Source organism: Mesorhizobium sp. ESP7-2, from assembly GCF_020164715.1.
GTDB lineage: Bacteria > Pseudomonadota > Alphaproteobacteria > Rhizobiales > Rhizobiaceae > Mesorhizobium.
On record NZ_JAIUGQ010000015.1, the window covers coordinates 111702 to 128409 of the forward strand.

Consider the following 16708-nt stretch of genomic DNA (forward strand, 5'->3'; position numbering starts at 1 on the left):
GTATCGCGCTTGCTCGCAGGGCTCAGGCGCCGCGCGCGTTGTCCGCCACGCGGGTCGGCGATCCGTTCAGGCGCGGCACCACGACGAGGCGAGTGACCTTGCCCTTCTTGAAGGCGGCGAGGAAGCGGGCATAGTCCCTGAAGACGACACAGCCATTGGATTCGGCGCGGCCGCCGCGCAGCATGTAGGTGTGCGCGAGCAGGCCGGTGCGGTTGTATTTGTTGCCGCCGCTCGTCGGTGTCAGGCGGATGGCCTCGACGCCGTGGAAGCGCGATTCACGTAGCGACAGATTGTAGGTGTTGGGTGGTGTCGGGCCGCGATCCTTCACGTCGACATAGCGCGGCTGGTCGACCATGGCGCCAAGGCCGGAATGCGCCTCGAGCCGCTGGCCGTCGGGCATGTAGACGGTCTTGGCGCTGATGTCGTAGACGGCGACGCCATGGCCGGCGCCGCTTCCGGCGCTCGGCCCGTTGAACAGATTCCTGAACGCCTGGCCGAGGCCGCCCGAAGGCGTGTCCGGCTTGGCATAGGCCAGCACGTCGCCACCATCGCGGGTCCGGCCTTGCCGGGCCGGCTGCCTGGCTTGCTGGACGGCCTTCGGCTGAGGCGCCGGCTTCTCCTGCAAAGTCTTGGGCTGTGCGGCCGGCTTGTCCTCTTCCACGACGCTACGCTGTTGCGGCGCGTCATATTGCGGGCGGCGGGTCGGCAGCGGGACATCGTCGATGAGCGCATCCGGCAGCGAGGCGGCGTCGCCGGGCTTTTCCTGCTGGGTCTCGACCGGCGCAACCGCGACATCGGGCGAGGATTCAGTCATCGGCAGCGGCGAGGCGAAGGCTTCGTCCTCGATAGGCATCGACTCGACCAGGGCAAGCGCAAGCTGCGCGTTATCGGGCGTTTCCGGCTGGGCAAAGCCCATCGGCGCCGGTGCGGTCTGCACGACCGAACCCATATCGGCGCGGGCGAAGCGTTCCGCCGCCGGAGCCGGCATGTCGTTGGACAGGCTGGCCATGACCTGGACGGACGGCACGAGAGACGCCTCGGTGACCTGGGGCGCGGCGCTGGAAATCACGGGACGGGTGCTGGCGGCGGTCGCCGGCTTTCCCGCGCCGGCAAAGGCAGCGGCGAGCTTTGTCGGCGACAGCGACGCTTCCATCAGTTCGAAGCGCTGCTGCGATTTCGACTTCGCCGGCGTTGGCTTGGTCTGTGCCACCAGGCGCCCGGATTTCTCCGCCTTGGAGGTTACCGCCGCCAGCCTGAAGCAACTGGCGCCGCACTGTACGGCATGGTCGTGCAGCGCTTGCGCGCCGCCATGGGCATTGGCCATGACGAAGGGCGCGGAAGAGCTGAGGAAATGCTGTTTCAGCGGATCGGCGAGAGCGAGCGTGCCCGGCATCGACAGCGTCTGCGGCAGGCCGATCGACGTCGCCGAGAGCGAGGCGCCGACGGAGGTGAGGCCGGCGATGGTGCCGATCAGCCATAGGCCGACGGCAGCGCTGACGCCCGGCACCGCGATCCAGCGGACAACCCGTTCAGGGGTGAAGGATGAGGCGCGTGGCGCTTCGACAGCGGTCTCGCCGCTCCAACGCCTGTCCCCGACAATTTTACGACTCAAAAACGCCATGCAACCAATCTTGCTCCAATCGGCTCCCACGTCCGCGGCTGTGATAGCCGCGACGACCATTCTGTGAGTGATCCCAGGTGGTCCCCGACGCGTTTGCCGCGCCTGTCGTTAGTTGCCGATTGCTTCAAAATATGGACAAAGTTGGTTAACCAATCCCTCTCAAAACCAATGGAGAGACGTGGACTTTGTGCCGAAAAAGGCTCGTCCACGACCATGCACGCGGTATTGCAGCCCTTCCAAGGCTGTTTTGCTGCCTGTTTTTGCCTGCCGAGTCAAGCAAAACAGCCTTTGCTAATCTTCGCAAAAAGATGCTTGAGCGTTTCCCGCGGCAGTGAGGCACGCCGACGCGCGTCGGTCGCGCCGCTGGGAACGCCACCGGGTGCCTGCGAATACTGTTGCCGTCCTGCCACAATTCTTCGGCCTGGAGGATCGCCTCCCGGCGGCCGATTGACTCGTTTTGGGAGGCGGTGCAATCCGGTCGAGTGCTTGGTTTTAAGGTGGCAGAAGCCACTTTTGGAGGCTTTTCCATGAAGCGTCGGGACTTCTTGGCGCTGTCGGCGGGAGCTGCGGCGTTTTCCATTCTCCCGGCCGCCGTCAAGGCCGCCGTGCCGGTTCCCTATGACCGCAATGCAGAGGTGCCGTTCAAGGACAAGAAATCGTTCATCGACTGGATGGTGGCCAATCGCGGCGAGGATCCGAAGTTGCTGGCGGAACGGTTCGACCGCTTCCAGATCATGGTCTACAACAAGGACGTGCTGGACGACCGCAACAAGCGCGCCTTCCTACTGACGCCGCGCGAGGAGTTCGTGCTGCCGCAGAATCTGGGCCGCGCCTATGATCATGCCTTCCTCGACATCGGTTATGGCGTGACGATTTCAGGCCCGCATCTGGTCGGGCGCATGACGACCTCTATCGACGTGCAGTTCGGCGAAACCGTGCTCGAGATCGGCACCGGATCGGGCTACCAGTCGGCCTACCTCGCCAACCTCACCGACAAGGTGCACACGATCGAGATCATCAATCCTCTGGCGCAGCGCACCCGCCGCACCTATGACGGGCTGATCGAGCGCGGCTACAGCGAATTCGGCTCGGTCACCAGCCGCAATGCCGATGGCTATTATGGCTGGGAGAGCGTCGGCCCGTTCGACAAGATCATCGTCACCTGCGGCATCGACCATATTCCGCCATCGCTGCTGCAGCAGCTCAAGCCCAATGGCGTGATGGTCATTCCGGTCGGTCCGCCGGGGGCTCAGCATGTGCTCAAGGTGATCAAGCAGCAGCTTGCGGATGGCACGTTCAACATCGTCCGCTCCGACATCTACAACGGCAAGGTGGTGCCTTTCGTGCCCTTCACCAAGCTGGAAGGCGACCAGATCGTCGGTACGCATAACGGCTGAGTTGCCGCGCGGCGGCACCGGCCTTGCCGAATTTCGCATCAAGGGGCCTGAAATGGCAGCCGTCGCATCGATCTCTCGACCAGGCATCGCGCCGCTGGAGGCGCCACGGCTTGCGCACTATCTCGCGGTCGGGCTGATCGCCGGCGCCATCATCGCCCTGCAGATCGCCGTCATGCGCGTGTTCGCCGTGGGCAGCTGGTCGCATTTCGGCTCGCTGGTGGTGAGCCTCGCCATGCTTGGTTTCTCCTTGTCCAGCGTCGTGATCTTCGCCGGCAAGGATTGGTTCGACCGCCACTGGCAAGGCGCGGCGACGGTGGCCCTGCTGCTGATCGGCCCGCTCGCCGTCGGCGCCAACCTCGCCGCCCAGACGGTGCCGTTCAATGCCATCTTCCTGGTCTCCGACCCCCAGGAGAAGTGGCGGCTGCTCGCCAATTTCCTGCTCTATCTCCTGCCGTTCCTGGCCGGCGCCTTCTTCCTCGGCATCGTCTTCCTGAAGAGCCGCACCGCCTTCGGCCGCGTCTATTTCGCCGACCTGACCGGCTCGGGACTTGCCGGCCTCGTCGTGCTGGTGTCGCTGTATCTGTTCGCGCCTGAAACCATCATCGTCGTGCCGCTGCTTTTGTGGGCCGCCGGCTCGCTCTTGTGGTTCGCTGCGTTCGGCGCCTGGAAGAGTTTTGTCGCGGGCGTGGCCGTCGCGGCGCTGTCGATATCAGGCTACCTCATGCTGCCCGAGCTCACAGGCATACCCGACATCGCCGTCTCGCAATACAAGGGCGTCGCCTATGCCCGCAACTTCCCGGACGGCAAGCGCATCTACCGCAGCGTCTCGCCGTTCGGCGACCTGCAGGTCTATGCCAGCTCCTACATGCATTTCGCGCCGGGCCTCAGCGACAACGCCGCCTTCGGCATGCCCGAGGTTCCGGCCAATACCTATGTCGGCATGTATCGCGACGGCGATGGTCCGGAAGGCATCATGCGCAACCTGGCGCCGGCCGAGCAGGTCTATTTCCGCTATCTGCCGATGCACTATCCCTATGTCATCAAGGAGAAGCCCAAGACGTTCGTCGTGCAGTTCGGCGGCGGCATCTCCACGCAGGCCGCGCTCAACGCCGGTTCGACATCGGTGACCGTCGCCGAAAGCAATCCGATGACGTTGCGGGCCTTCCGCGATCCGATTCTCAGGGATGTGACCGGCGATATACTGGCCGAGCCGAGGCTCAAGGTGATCGATTATGACGGGCGCCTGTTCCTCGCCAACACGGCCGAGCGCTATGACGTCATCGATCTCAGCCTCGCCGACAGCGTCGGCCTGTCCAATCCCGGCGGCTTCGCCATTTCGGAGAAATATGCCTACACGCGCGAGGCAATGCTGAGCTATATGCGCGCGCTTGCCGATGGCGGCGTGCTGTCGATCACCTTGTGGAACAAGGAAGAGCCGCCGAAATCGGTGCTCAAGCTTTATTCGACCGTCGCCGAAGCGGCGAAAACATTCGACCGCGAAGGTGCGGCCAACGACATCTTCGCGGTGTCGAGCTATCTCTCCACCACGACCGTGCTGTTCAAGCGCGGCGGCTTCACCGAGGCCGAAATCAAGACGCTGCGCGGCTACACCAAATCGATGTCCTGGCAGGAGGTCTATTATCCAGGAATAATTTATGACGGCTCGGGGGCGCAAAAAGTACTCGATGATTACCGCGCCTCGATCTTCGGCAGCGGACAGGACGCGACGCTGACCCAGCCCGCCGATGCGTCGGCGCCAGCCGACCCCATCGCGCCTGCAAATCCTGACTGCGACCCGACGGCGCCGGCCGATCCGACGCTCGACGCCTGCGCCGGTGTTGGCGGCGATGCCGGACCGCAGGTGTTGCCGGCGACGGAACTGCAGCGCATGACCTGGCACGCGCTTCTGACCGGCGGCTGGGAAAAGCTCGCCAGCGATTATGTCTTCGACGCGCGTGCGCTGAGCAACGACCAACCCTATTTCGCGGCCTATGTGAAGATCGCCGACCTGCCGCGCACGCTCGACCGGCTCGACCTGTTCCAGGACGACTGGGGCTATCTCCTGATCTGGGCGACGCTCGGCATCGCCTGCATCACGGCGGCGTCGCTGGTGCTGCTGCCGGTGATCTTCGGCTGGCGCATCGTGTTCTCGCGCTCGCGCGGCAAGCTTGGCACCATCCTCTATTTCGCCTGCCTCGGCCTCGGCTACATCATGGTCGAGGTCGGGCTGATCAGCCGCTTTACCGTGGCGCTGGCCAATCCGACCGTTTCGGCCTCGGTGCTGATCTCCTCGATGCTGGTGTTCTCGGGTCTCGGCAGCCTGTTCGCCGAGCGCATCTTCGACCGCGCCAGGACACTGCTGCCGGCGGTGCTGCTGGCGGTCTGCGCGCTGCTGCTGGTCTACGGGTTCTATCTGTCGCCGGTGCTCGACCAGATCGGCGCCTATCCCTATGCCGTGCGGCTGCTACTGTGCTTTCTGCTGGTGTCGCCGCCGGCCTTCCTGATGGGCATGCCGATGGCCACCGCCATGACCTGGCTGGCGCGGCTCGGCAAGGAGCATCTGTTCGTCTGGGCCTGGGGCATCAATGGCTGTTTCTCGGTCATCGGCTCGGCCGCGGTGCCGATCGTCGCCACCAGCTTCGGGCTCAGCGCCGTGCTGCAATGGTCGGCGATGGCCTATCTGATCGCCATCCCGGCGTTCTTTGCCGTGCTCCTGCCATCGAAGGCGCCGGCTCTCCGGGTGGTGCCCGCCTGATGCCGGACCGGCGCGCCATCGTCGCCGGACTGCTGGCCACGGCGGCGTTTCCGGTGGTGAGTGAGGGGGCGCGCTTGCACAAGGCCATCTCGGCCATCGTGCCGTTCAAGGCGTCGCCCTTTCCGTATCGGGGCAAGCTGCCCGACGGCTCCGCGGCGTTTCTCGACGTCGACGCGAACGGCCGCCACGGCCACACGTCGCCGCGCGGGGGAATCTATTGGGAAGACGAGACCTATTGTGACCGCTCGACGCTGCTCGCGATTCCCAAAGGGTTCGATGCCGCCAAGCCCGCTGTCATCGTGGTGTTCTTCCACGGCAATGGCGCGACCTTGCAGCGCGACGTGGTCGGGCGCCAGCGGGTCGTCGCGCAGGTCGAGGCTTCAGGCCTCAACGCCGTGCTGATGGCGCCGCAATTTGCCCGCGACGCGCAGGATTCCAGCGCCGGCAATTTCTGGACGCCGGGCTATTTTGCCAAGTTCATGGCCGAGGCGGCGCAAGGCCTGGCCAGGCTGACCGGCGCAAAGGCGGCAAAATTCGAGGCCATGCCGGTGGTGCTGGTCGCCTACAGCGGCGGCTATAATCCGGCTGCTTCCGTACTTGGGAACGGCGACATTGGCGGCCGCCTGCTCGGCGTCGTCCTGCTCGACGCCGTCTTCGACGAAGCCGACATCTTCGCCGACTGGATCGCGCATCACAGCAAGAGTTTCTTCGTCAGCGCCTATGGCAAATCGTCGGCCTCCGGCAATGCCGAGATAAGGCAGGCGCTGGCAGACAAGGGCATCAACGCCAGCGCCGACCCGCCGCGGCGTCTGGAAGCCGGCACTGTTGCCCTGCTCGCCTCGGACGCCGCCCACGACAGCTTCGTCACCAAGGCATTCGTGAACAATCCGCTGCAATGGCTGCTGGCCCGGCTGCACGGGTTCGCGCGTTAGGACCTGTCGATGTCAGGCCCGCCCCTCGCTGATTCCGTGAGCCCCGCCTCTTGAAAGGTCTGGTTTTGAAGCTTAGTGCCCGGCCATGCTTCTGACTGTTATCGTCATTGCCCAGATATTGGACCCGCTCAGGATCGTGCTGGTCGCGATCGCCTATTTCCTCAGCCGGTTGGCCGGTCGGCCGGGGGCGGGTTGGCTTGGATTGGTGGCGGCGATTGTCGTGATCGCTGTCGGCTATCCCTCGGTGATCCTTGGCCAGTCCGGCGATATCGCCTGGATGAGTGGAGCGGTCGGCGTGATATCGAACGCGCTCATAGCAGCAGTCATGGCCGGGCTCCTGCGGCTCCAACGCCGGTTCTTCTGATCGTCGGCGCATGGATCCTGGGGTCTGCGCCGCGTCGCTTCGCTCCTTGCTACGCCCTGGGATGGCGACGGCGCGGTCTCAGTTGAACCACAGCGCGAACGTCAAAAACCCGCCGCCGCCGAACTCGCGCTGGATCTGCTCGAAATCCTCGCTGGTCAGGATCTTGCCGGTTTCGAGGTAAGGCGCGATGCCGGGGCCGGTGATCGACAGCACGAGGTCGAAGGGTTTCGGCTCGTCGAAGAAGCGCTTCATGTTGATGCCCTTGCCGGTGATGCGGAAGTGCGGCAGCAGCGCCCTGCCTTCGAGCAGGTCCTCGGCCATGGTCAGGGTGGCGAGCCAGGCCTGGACCTGCTCCTCGCCGACTTCGAGGCCGGTGAGCGGGTTTTCGCCCTTCTGCTGCGGACCGGGCAGCCATTCGCGGTCATTGTCGGTCTCGGCGCGGATCGCCTTCCAGTCCTCGCGCGACAGCCGGATCATTTGGAGCAGCTCCTGGCGCGCCGCCTTGCGGCGCTCCGGCTCGACCACCGGCCAGTTGATGAGGTGCACCATCGAGATGAAATCGGCGATGCGCCATTCCGAGGAGAAGATGCTCGAGCCCATCTCGCTTGGCGGCGGCACGAGGATGTCCTGCAACGGCAGCTTGGCGCGCGGGAACAGCATGTGGAACGAGCCGTCGAACGTGCCTTTGAAATCATGCGCAAGCCAGAAATCGGCCTGCGCCATTAGGAACTCGGCATAGCCCTGCAGCCAATAGCCGTCGGCGCGGTCGAAGCGGAAAGTGAGCGCGGGGGCGGCGCCGTCCGGCGCCATGCCGCCGCGCGAAAGCGCCGCCATGATCGCCGCCATGCTTTCATCCGGCGCGATCATGCCGTCCTCGTCGAGGTCGATGCCGACATGGGTGAGGTCGATGACCATGCCGATATCGGCATCGGCAGGCACCGAACCCAGTGTCGCGGCGGATTTTCCCAGCCGGTCGCGGAAGGCGATCAGTATGGCGCGGAACTCTTCGTAGGTCAGCGGCTCGGGTTTGGGATTGGGCGGCACCGGCAGCTGCATCAGCGGCAGCATGAAGGATTGCGGGCTTTCGAAACCATGGCGGTGCAGGCCGCTGGCCAGCAATTCCAGCGCGGTGAAGAATTCACCGGCGCCGGCGGCATAGGCGGACGCCGGATCCTTCGGCGCGGCCGCTTCCAGGGTAGACAGGGCGCTGTCGCGCGCGGCCACGGTCCTTGCTTCGAACAGAGCGGTTGCCGCTTCCGGCATGGCGGCCGATGCGGACGACAGTGGCACGAGCAGAATGAAAGCCGATGCCAGCAGGCTTGCCATTCGTGTCATCTTTTGCCTCCCATTTGTCGGCAGCGACCATACACGGATTTACGACGTCGCGCCTGCCAGCGCCGAAGCGCTGTCCACATCGCTGATTGCCGACGGCTTCAACCTGCCCGCTGGACAGTCTAAACAAGGCAAACGATTGGGCGTGCCGTGTCGAACTATCCGCTCTCCTACAAGCTGTCCTGGCTGCCGCGCTTCCTCAAACCGTCGCTCGCCGGTGATGCCACAGGGTTTGCGCCGGCATCGGGGACGCTGATGGATACGCCACCAGGACAGACGGTGCGGCTGGCCTTCATCGGCGACATCTCGGCGGTGGCCAACCGGAGCGCGCCCGACTGCGATCCGGCGATCAAGGCGCTGCTGGGCACGGCCGATCTGGTGATCGGCAATTGTGAAAGCCCTGTTGTCGGCAGGCCGAGCGCCGTCCTGGGAACCAAGCTCGGCACGCATCATGCGATGAGCGAACGCTTTCTGGCGGAGGCGCTGGCGGCGGTCGGGATACGGCGCGAAAAACTTGTGCTGTCGCTGGCCAACAATCATGTGCTCGACCAGAGCGTCGCCGGTTTTGACGCGACGGTGGCGGCGCTGAAGCGGCTCGATATCGGCACCATCGGCCTGGCCGCCAATGGTCCGGTCGAACGCTTTGCGGCCGGGCCGCTCGCCATCGGCTTCGCCGCTTTCACGCTCTGGCGCAACGCCGACGAAAGCCTGTTTGCCGGGCGCGTCTCGATGGACAGCGATCCAACGGACTGGCCGCGCGAGGCGAGTGCTGGGGTCGACCTGCTTTGTGCCGTGCCACATTGGGATTGGGAATTCCGCCATTTTCCGCGCGCCGGAACACGGGCGCTGGCTCAGCGGCTGGCCGGGCAGGGCGTTGGGCTGATCGCCGGCCACCATGCCCATGTCGTGCAGCCGGTAGAGCGGATTGGGGGGACAGTCGTCGCCTATGGTCTCGGCGATTTCCTCGGCACCGCTTTCGCCCGCCAGCCATGGCCGGGGCGGATCGGCGGGATATTCGTGGTCGATGTGAGTGCAGATGCCGATACGCGCGGCAGGGTCGCCGCCTATCGGCTGCATCCATTCATGCGGCTACGCGTGGGCGACCATGAGCGGCTGGTGTCGGTGGAGGAATTGGAAGGTGGAATGCTGCATAAGGTCGAGGGTCGGCTGAGGACGATCGTCCCTTCTCCCATAAGGTGAGAAGGGATCACCGCTCTATCCGGCTGGCGTCGTTCCTGCAAAAGCAGCTATCATAATGGCGCAAAGCGGGCTTCGGCAGCGGGGGATGGCGATGGAAAATTTCATGCCGGGCGCGGATGCCGTCGCAGCCATCAAGAAGGACATCGAGACCTACGAAGCGACAAGGGCCTCGGTGGCACGCGGGGTCAAATGGCGCGTGCCGTTGTTCGTTGGCTTTGTGGTCGTGTTCGTCGCTCTCATTGCCTGGCTGTTCAACAAGGTCGCCGATCCCAACGAGCAATGGTTCTCGACGCCGCACGTATTTCTCTATGTCATCGGTTTTGTGGTGGCGATCGTGCTCTATTTCAGGGCAATCAGGCCGGCGGCGAGGCTGCGGCAATCGTTTCGCCAGACGCTGATGCCGATCATCTTCGGCTTCATTGGAGATATGCGCTACCAGCACGACGTGACGCCGCATTCCTTCGACCGATTGCCGCGCGAGACGGTCGGCGGTTTCACTATGAGCCGCTTCGACGACATCATCTCCGGACGCTATGACGGATTTGCCTTCGAACTCTACGAAGCCGATCTTTGGGACGGAGGCGCCACCAAGAACAAGGCCACCACGTTCAAGGGTGTCGTCGTCGCTTTCGAGGCCATCGAGCCGTTTCCTGGAATATTGGTGGCGGCGCGACGTGCCAGTGGCGTCATCGGCTTTTTCCGCGGCATGTTCGCGGCCAAGATGCAGGAACTGCCGTCCGGCGTGCCTGAGCTTGACGCCGCCTACGAGTTCCGCACCGACAATGTCGAGGCGGCACGGCCGCTGGTGACCGGCCGGCTGGCGCAGGCGCTGAAATGGCTCGGCGAAACCTGGCCGGACGAGCCGGCGCGTGTCGCGCTCAACGGCGGCGACGGTTTTCTGCTCCTGCCGCAACCGAAGAACTTCTTCGAACTGCCTGATATTTCGGTGCCGCTGGACTACCAGACCCATGTCGCGCCGATGATCTCGGACATGGGCGCCATGCTGGCGACGGCGGCCTTGGTGAGGAAGATCGGCGCGAGGGATGGGGCGATTTGACAGGCCGAAGCAGGCTCAGCAGTCGAAGCCGTATTTGCCACGCATATAGTCCGCCTCTTCCTTGGACGTTCTCTTGAACATCACACAGACGGTGAAGCTGCCGACCTGGTGGCCGTCCCTGGTGTACCCCCAGTCGGAAATATCGTCGCGCGTGAATTCGATATTCTGGCCGAGCACGACGTTGTGCACTTCCTCCGGTTCGTTCGCCAATATGCCAACAAATCCTGTCTCCGTGCGACGGAAGGGAATGACCCAGAAGTGTTCGGTGACGTTGCCGTCCCGCACCTTGACCTTCAGCTTGAACCTGTCCGTGCCGGACGGAGGTGTTTCGGACAAGGCCAGGAATTCATCCAGGCTGGCGAGCGCCCGCGCGGTCGCCGCCGCCATGTCGGGATCATCAGGAGCAAAGATCATCGTCTTGTCGTCACCCGGATCGGCGCCTTGCGCGCCAGCCAGGCCGGGCAAAAACGCCAGCATCAGGGATAGTGTGGTCCGGACGGCGATTCTCATGAAGTCCCCCCTTACTACAAGGCGACACCATCCGGCATTCGCTTCGATTTTGCAACCTGAGCGCGAAATTCATCTCTGCGGCTGGCAGGCTAGAGCCGGCGCACGACATAAAACGTGTATCGATGAAAAAATCGAAGTCCTGTTTCGTGATACGGCCGGGAAGGGATTGCGGCGGCCGCGTGATCGCCGACGGCGCGAGCCGCAATCCGTCAAACGACTCATTTCGCGCGCAGAAAGCCTTACATGAGGGTAGGGCAAGCGGTCGCTATCGGGGGCTTAGAGGCTATTATGTCGGAATTAAGCCGATGATTTCCTTTGCGAAAATACACCCAACGTGATTTGCGGCCAGTGCGCTTTCCGCCCCAGTCTCGGGCCGTTCGGTGCTGCTCTCTCCCAAGCGGTACCGGAAAACCGAAACAGCACGGAGTGCTATCCATGAAGAAGACCCTCGCAACCACCGCCGCTCTGCTCGCCTTTCTCGGCACGGCCTATGCCGCGACCGTTCAGGGCACCATCCAGGCGGTTGATCCGACAACCAAGTCGGTCACACTCGACGACGGCAAGATCTACCAGCTGTCGCCCGATGCGTCGGTCGGGAAATTGAAGGTCGGCGCCAAGGTGGCGGTGACGGTCGACGACAAGACCGGCATGGTGACGTCGATCAAGAAGGCCTCGTAGAAACCGCCGACCGGACTTTTGAGACCCTGCTCCAATCTGGCCGGTTCCTTCGGGGATCGGCCATTTTCACTAGCTTGGACACTCCCCGTCAGGCGACGACGGTGGCGAAACGCCGTTCCGGCAGCGTCGCCATGGTTTTTGCCAAAAGGCCGCGCTATTCCTTGGCTGACCGGGGATCCGCATGGCCGAGGAACAAAAGGGGTTTCGCCTGTCGCGGCGGCTGCTGCTGGGCGCGGCTGTTTTCGGCGGAGCCGTGCTCTGGGGCGGCACCACCGTGGCGCGGCTGGCGCGAGGCCCGTCAGGGCCGAAGAACACCGGGCGCATCGCCGACATAGACGGCATCGCGCTGCCGCTGAAGCCGATCGCCAGCCCGCCGGCCTTCGATCCGTCGCTGCCCTGGCTGGCACAAGGCGGCGACATCAACGATGCCAGCGGCCTGTCGAGGACGCCTGTCTATGGCGTGGTCGGGGTCAGCGAGGAAGAGCACATCGCCAGGGCGCTGGCCTTCGCGCGCGCCACCGGGCTGCAAGTGTCGCTGGCGGCCATCCGCCATTCGATGGGCGGGCAGGCCTTCGACGACAATGCGCTGGTTCTCGACCTCAGAAAGTTCAACAAGATCACGGTGGACGCCGCGGCCAAGACGATGACCTTGCAGCCGGGCGCGTGCTGGCACGACATCCAGAACATGCTGCATCCGCGCTTCGCGGTGAAGGCGATGCAATCAACCGACATTTTTTCGGTCGGCGGCTCGCTGTCGGTGAACGCGCATGGCATGGACCACCAGGCGGGTTCGGTGGCAGGCTCGATCCGCTCGATGCGCGTGATGCTGGCCGACGGGTCGGTGACCACCTGCTCGCCAGCCGACAACGGCGAGCTGTTCCGCCATGTCGTCGGCGGCTACGGCCTGTTCGGCGTGGTGCTGGAGGCGACGCTCGATATCGTCGACAATGCCGTCTACCGCACCTCGCGCGAGATCATCAAATCCGACGATTTCCCGGAATTCTTTGCCGAGGTGCTGGACCCGAACAAGGACATCGGCCTGTTCTACGGCCATCTGTCGACGGCGCCGGGCAATTTCCTCGAGGACATGATCGTCTACCGCTACGACAAGGTCGCCGAGCAGCCGCCGGCCGACCAGCTGGCGCTCGGTGAACCCGATGGCGTCGGCCTGAAGCGGGTGATCATGAACATGGCCAAATGGGGCAGCGCGTTCCAGGAACTGAAGTGGTTCACTGAAAAGACGCTGGAGCCGAAATTCGAGAGCTGTACGGTGCCGCGTACCTCCGCGCTTGCCGAGGGCGAGGCCTGTCTCGTCACCCGCAACAACCCGATGCACGATTCGGTGCCGTATCTGTTCAACGACCTCATGAACGAGACCGACATACTGCACGAATATTTTATTCCTCGCGCCGCCTATGTCGAGTTCATCGCCGAAGCGCGCGAGATCCTGCGCAACCAGGATCTGCCGGTGCTCAACGCTTCGGTGCGCATCGTCCACAAGGAGGACGTGGCGCTGACCTATGCGCCGGAGCCGGCCTACTCGCTGGTGCTCTATATCAACCAGCCGGCCGATGCCGATGGCAACGCCAGGATGCGGGTGCTGACGCGGGCGCTGATCGACGTAACGATCAAGCATGGCGGCCGCTTCTTCCTGCCCTACCAGCTGCACTACACGGCCAAGGAGCTGCTGGCGTCCTATCCCGAACTGCCGTCCTTCCTGGCGGCAAAGCGCCACTATGACCCGACGGAACTGTTTTCCTCGACCTTCTACCGTGCCATCAAGGCGCTGAGCGGGACGGCTTAGCAGTTGGAGGAGAATTCCATGCGGATGGGATCAGCGGCGGCGGTGCTCGCCTTCGTCGCACTTTGCCCCGGACCGGCCGGCGCTGAAGACCTGAAAGCCTTCAGGCTGACGATCGACGGCAAGGCGGTCGATATCGACGCCGGCGAGAGCGCCCATGTGACGTTGCCGGACGGCAAACAGGTCGACGTGAAGCTCGACAAGAACGATTTCGCGACCTTTTCCGGCGATGGTTTCTCCTTCGTCCATCCGAGCGGCATTTCGGTGACCAAGACCGATCTCGGCGAGAACATCACGCAATATCTGATGGCCTCGGCGCTGGGCACGATCGTCGTGGTGCAGGAATACGGCAAGATGAACCCGGTGTCGCTGAACCAGCTGATGCTGCAGGAGATGACCAAGGAATCGGTCAAGGCCGGTGCCGAGCTGACGCAGCAGCCGACGACGCGCAAGCTCGCGGACGGCAAGGCGTTGACCGGCATCACCGCCGAGGTGAAGACCCGCACCGACACCGCTTATTTCGAGATCGTCGGCTACGGCCTCGCCGACCAGGGGCTGCTGTTCATCACGCGGGTCGCGGGCGAGGATGCGGCGACCGAGAAGCCGCTGATCGACAAGTTCTGGCAGAGCCTGAAGCTGAAGATGTAGGCGAGACCTACAGCTTGCCCGGCACCAGGCCGGCCAACCAGTTCACCGAGCGCTTTGCCGCGTCGGCGGTTGCCGAGACGGCGCGGCCGAGATCGGTCTTGACCACAGCGTAGCCGCTCTTGGTGCGATAGAGCACGCCGGTTCCGCCATCGACCACCTGTTCATAGGCGACGGGGCGGGCAGCGGCCGCGTCCAGGGCCGTCGCCGGCGATCCGACCGGGACGCTCGGGCGATGGCTGAGTTCAGGCGGCAGCGGGCTTTCCGTTCTGACGGTTCGGCTGGCGGGCTTCAATTCCGGGCCCGACGCGATCGCGGCCAGGTGCGATGAGGACGCCGAGCCCTTCGCGCGGCAGATGCCGGACACCAGCGGATAATTGAAGTTGCGCTCGTGCAGGATCTGGCTTTTCATCGCGGCTTCGCAATCGGCGATGGTTGACCACTTGGCCGGCGTCTCGCCGATATATTCGCAGAGCTTGGCGTCGCAGTCGCAGCCGACGATGGTCATGGCGACAAGGGCGGTCTTGATCACGGTCTCGTCCCTTCGAGATGCCCTCCCGGCAACCCAGTCAGGCGCATGTCGCGTCCCAGGCGACATGCAACTCTCCATTGCGCGTGAACAAGGCGGGAATTTGGCCTCGACCGTGGAATGGGCGCTGCGGCGCGTGTTTCGTCCGGGCGTGACCGAAAGGCCTCAATAGTCGTAGACATGTTCGAGCCTGGCGCCGGCTTTCATCAGCGACGGCAGCACCAGATGCATCTTGCGCACCGCCACGACCATTCCGGTGCGGCGCGTCGAGGGATCCGCGGGGAGCGGATAGCTGAACAGGATGCGCATGCCCTCGGGGACGGCGATCGAATCGGTCGATAGCACCGTGACCATGATCTCGTCATTGCCGCCGATCTCGACAAAGGAGACGCCCTTGTCGATCAGCCGCGGAATCATGTCGGTGAAGACCTGGTAGCGCTGCTTCGTGACGAAGACGGTGCCGTCAGTGCCGTAGTCGCGTTCCAGCAAGGTGTCGGGCTCGTTGCGGGTGGCCTCGCCGACCGGCCCCTTGGCCCAGACATGGACATCGAGGAAGGCGGGGTCGGAGGTCGCGGCAAGCGCCTGCTTGATCAGGTCCGCATAGCCTTGCTTGACGGTGTCGGCGAGGCCGAAGGCGAGCTTGCGTTCACTGGTGCGGACGGAGCTGTCACCAGGCGCCGGCTGCACGGCAAACAGGCCCGCGCGCTTTTGCGCATAGGGGAACTGATACCACGGCACCTGGTCGAGGAAGGCGGCATAATCCGCCGCCACCTTGGCCTGGTAGATGTCGGCGGCGGTGCGCTTGCCCGATGCCGCCTCGGTGATGCGGCCGACCGTGTTTTCATAGGCCCATTGCAATATATGCTCGATCGAATGGCTGGTGCCGATGATGACCAGCATCTGGTGGTTGGCATAGTTGAACTTGTAGGCGGAACTGGCGCGGATCACCGTGGCGTAATCCTGCCAGAAGCGGCCGACATAGGACCAATAGGGGAAGCCGCTCGGCTGGTCCTTGGCGACGAAACCGGCATATTCGCGCGCGGCGTAGACGATCGCCCATTCCGGATAGGTGACGAAGGTCGATTCCTCCGGCCGCTGGTAGCCGGGGATCTCGGCGCGCACCTTGTCGGCCAGCGCCTTGGGCGGCGCGCCGTCGGCAATGCCGGGCAAAGGCGACTTGTCGAGCGACGGCGTGGTCAGGAAGCCATAGGCGAGCCCGGCGATCGGGATCAGGATGACGATGACGATCAGCCAGAGGATCGCCTTGATGATGCGCTTTATCAAGCGGAACAGGAACATGGCCGGTCAGGCCGTGGCGAAGTGGTCGTATATGCGCTTCGACAGCCAGAACCCGATATAGACGGCGATGCCGCCGATGACGATGTGCGGCAGGTTGGCGAAGAAGCGGGTGGGGAATTCGATGTCGTTGAGGGAGCGGAAGCCGTTGATTAAGATGCCCGCATCGAGACAGCCGGAGCCGGTGATCAGCCCGAGCACGCCGTCGAAAAGATAGACCGAGCCGAACAGCTTGAAATAGAACACCGCCTGGCGATGCGAGATGAAGGCTGCCGCCAGCGCCCAGACGCCGGATAAGGCATGCAGCAGGTCGTCATACCATTGCAGCGAGAACAGGCCGAACAGGTTGCCGTCGGCATCGTTGAAGGCCGGAATGTAACCGATGGCCACGACCGCGAAGAACAGGAACGCATAAGCGACGGCAAGCTTCTGGATCAGCGTCATGAAGTATCCCCCTTCAAGAGACTGCTTGGAAAGTCACTCCGGCCGCCATCTGATGGCGTTTTCTCCGCTTCCGGTGCTCATATGTGGACGGCCCCCTGCTTGCAAGGTTTTGGCTGAAGATGATTTGATCGGATCGCTTGCGCTCAT

General features: G+C 63.8%; 15 protein-coding genes. 9 read left to right on the forward strand and 6 right to left on the reverse strand.

What is annotated here, in order from left to right:
- Nucleotides 1-22: 22 nt before the first annotated feature.
- On the reverse strand, nt 23-1621 hold the full coding sequence (locus LB543_RS16845; protein ID WP_224614835.1) for a DUF2778 domain-containing protein: 1599 nt from the start codon (nt 1619-1621) through the stop codon (nt 23-25).
- A 527-nt stretch (nt 1622-2148) separates the two neighbouring features.
- Between LB543_RS16845 and LB543_RS16850 the strand changes: the two genes are divergently transcribed.
- From LB543_RS16850 to LB543_RS16865, 4 genes are all read left to right on the forward strand, one after another.
- Nucleotides 2149-3018 (forward strand): protein-L-isoaspartate O-methyltransferase family protein, encoded by an 870-nt coding sequence (locus tag LB543_RS16850; protein WP_224614836.1) that lies wholly within the window; start codon nt 2149-2151, stop codon nt 3016-3018.
- Between the two features lie 52 nt (nt 3019-3070).
- The gene (locus tag LB543_RS16855; RefSeq protein ID WP_224614837.1) at nt 3071-5773 is read left to right on the forward strand and encodes a hypothetical protein; all 2703 of its coding nucleotides are present in this window, start codon (nt 3071-3073) and stop codon (nt 5771-5773) included.
- On the forward strand, nt 5773-6705 hold the full coding sequence (locus LB543_RS16860) for a hypothetical protein (protein ID WP_224614838.1): 933 nt from the start codon (nt 5773-5775) through the stop codon (nt 6703-6705). The genes LB543_RS16855 and LB543_RS16860 overlap by 1 nt, the downstream gene beginning before the upstream one ends.
- Before the next feature lie 85 nt (nt 6706-6790).
- Nucleotides 6791-7069 carry a hypothetical protein gene (locus LB543_RS16865; RefSeq protein ID WP_224614839.1) on the forward strand — a complete coding sequence of 93 codons (279 nt, stop codon included), beginning with the start codon at nt 6791-6793 and terminating at the stop codon, nt 7067-7069.
- A gap of 78 nt (nt 7070-7147) precedes the next feature.
- Here LB543_RS16865 and LB543_RS16870 read toward each other — a convergent pair whose 3' ends face one another.
- The gene (locus tag LB543_RS16870) at nt 7148-8404 is read right to left on the reverse strand and encodes a hypothetical protein (protein ID WP_224614840.1); all 1257 of its coding nucleotides are present in this window, start codon (nt 8402-8404) and stop codon (nt 7148-7150) included.
- A 147-nt stretch (nt 8405-8551) separates the two neighbouring features.
- On the opposite strand from LB543_RS16870, the gene LB543_RS16875 reads away from it, so the two are divergent.
- Nucleotides 8552-9601, forward strand: coding sequence for a CapA family protein (locus tag LB543_RS16875; RefSeq protein WP_224614841.1), 1050 nt, complete (start codon nt 8552-8554; stop codon nt 9599-9601).
- An 85-nt stretch (nt 9602-9686) separates the two neighbouring features.
- On the forward strand, nt 9687-10658 hold the full coding sequence (locus LB543_RS16880; RefSeq protein ID WP_224614842.1) for a hypothetical protein: 972 nt from the start codon (nt 9687-9689) through the stop codon (nt 10656-10658).
- A gap of 15 nt (nt 10659-10673) precedes the next feature.
- Here the strand turns inward: LB543_RS16880 and LB543_RS16885 are convergent, their stop codons facing one another.
- Nucleotides 10674-11168, reverse strand: a complete 495-nt coding sequence (locus LB543_RS16885) for a YegJ family protein (protein WP_140759411.1) — start codon at nt 11166-11168, stop codon at nt 10674-10676.
- A gap of 435 nt (nt 11169-11603) precedes the next feature.
- Here LB543_RS16885 and LB543_RS16890 point away from each other — a divergent pair, with 435 nt between their 5' ends.
- The 3 genes from LB543_RS16890 to LB543_RS16900 all read left to right on the forward strand — a co-directional run bounded on the left by LB543_RS16890 (nt 11604) and on the right by LB543_RS16900 (nt 14295).
- Nucleotides 11604-11846, forward strand: coding sequence for a DUF1344 domain-containing protein (locus LB543_RS16890; RefSeq protein ID WP_015316128.1), 243 nt, complete (start codon nt 11604-11606; stop codon nt 11844-11846).
- A gap of 181 nt (nt 11847-12027) precedes the next feature.
- Nucleotides 12028-13650, forward strand: coding sequence for an FAD-binding oxidoreductase (locus LB543_RS16895; RefSeq protein WP_224614843.1), 1623 nt, complete (start codon nt 12028-12030; stop codon nt 13648-13650).
- 18 nt (nt 13651-13668) lie between these two features.
- Nucleotides 13669-14295: a hypothetical protein gene (locus tag LB543_RS16900; protein WP_224614844.1), complete on the forward strand. Its 627-nt coding sequence runs from the start codon at nt 13669-13671 to the stop codon at nt 14293-14295.
- 7 nt (nt 14296-14302) lie between these two features.
- On the opposite strand, the gene LB543_RS16905 is transcribed toward LB543_RS16900, so the two are convergent.
- The 3 genes from LB543_RS16905 to LB543_RS16915 all read right to left on the reverse strand — a co-directional run bounded on the left by LB543_RS16905 (nt 14303) and on the right by LB543_RS16915 (nt 16561).
- Nucleotides 14303-14824 carry a hypothetical protein gene (locus LB543_RS16905; RefSeq protein WP_224614845.1) on the reverse strand — a complete coding sequence of 174 codons (522 nt, stop codon included), beginning with the start codon at nt 14822-14824 and terminating at the stop codon, nt 14303-14305.
- Between the two features lie 162 nt (nt 14825-14986).
- Complete coding sequence (locus tag LB543_RS16910) at nt 14987-16120, reverse strand: hypothetical protein (RefSeq protein WP_224614846.1); 1134 nt, start codon at nt 16118-16120, stop codon at nt 14987-14989.
- A gap of 6 nt (nt 16121-16126) precedes the next feature.
- Complete coding sequence (locus LB543_RS16915) at nt 16127-16561, reverse strand: DUF4383 domain-containing protein (protein ID WP_224614847.1); 435 nt, start codon at nt 16559-16561, stop codon at nt 16127-16129.
- Nucleotides 16562-16708 lie beyond the last annotated feature (147 nt).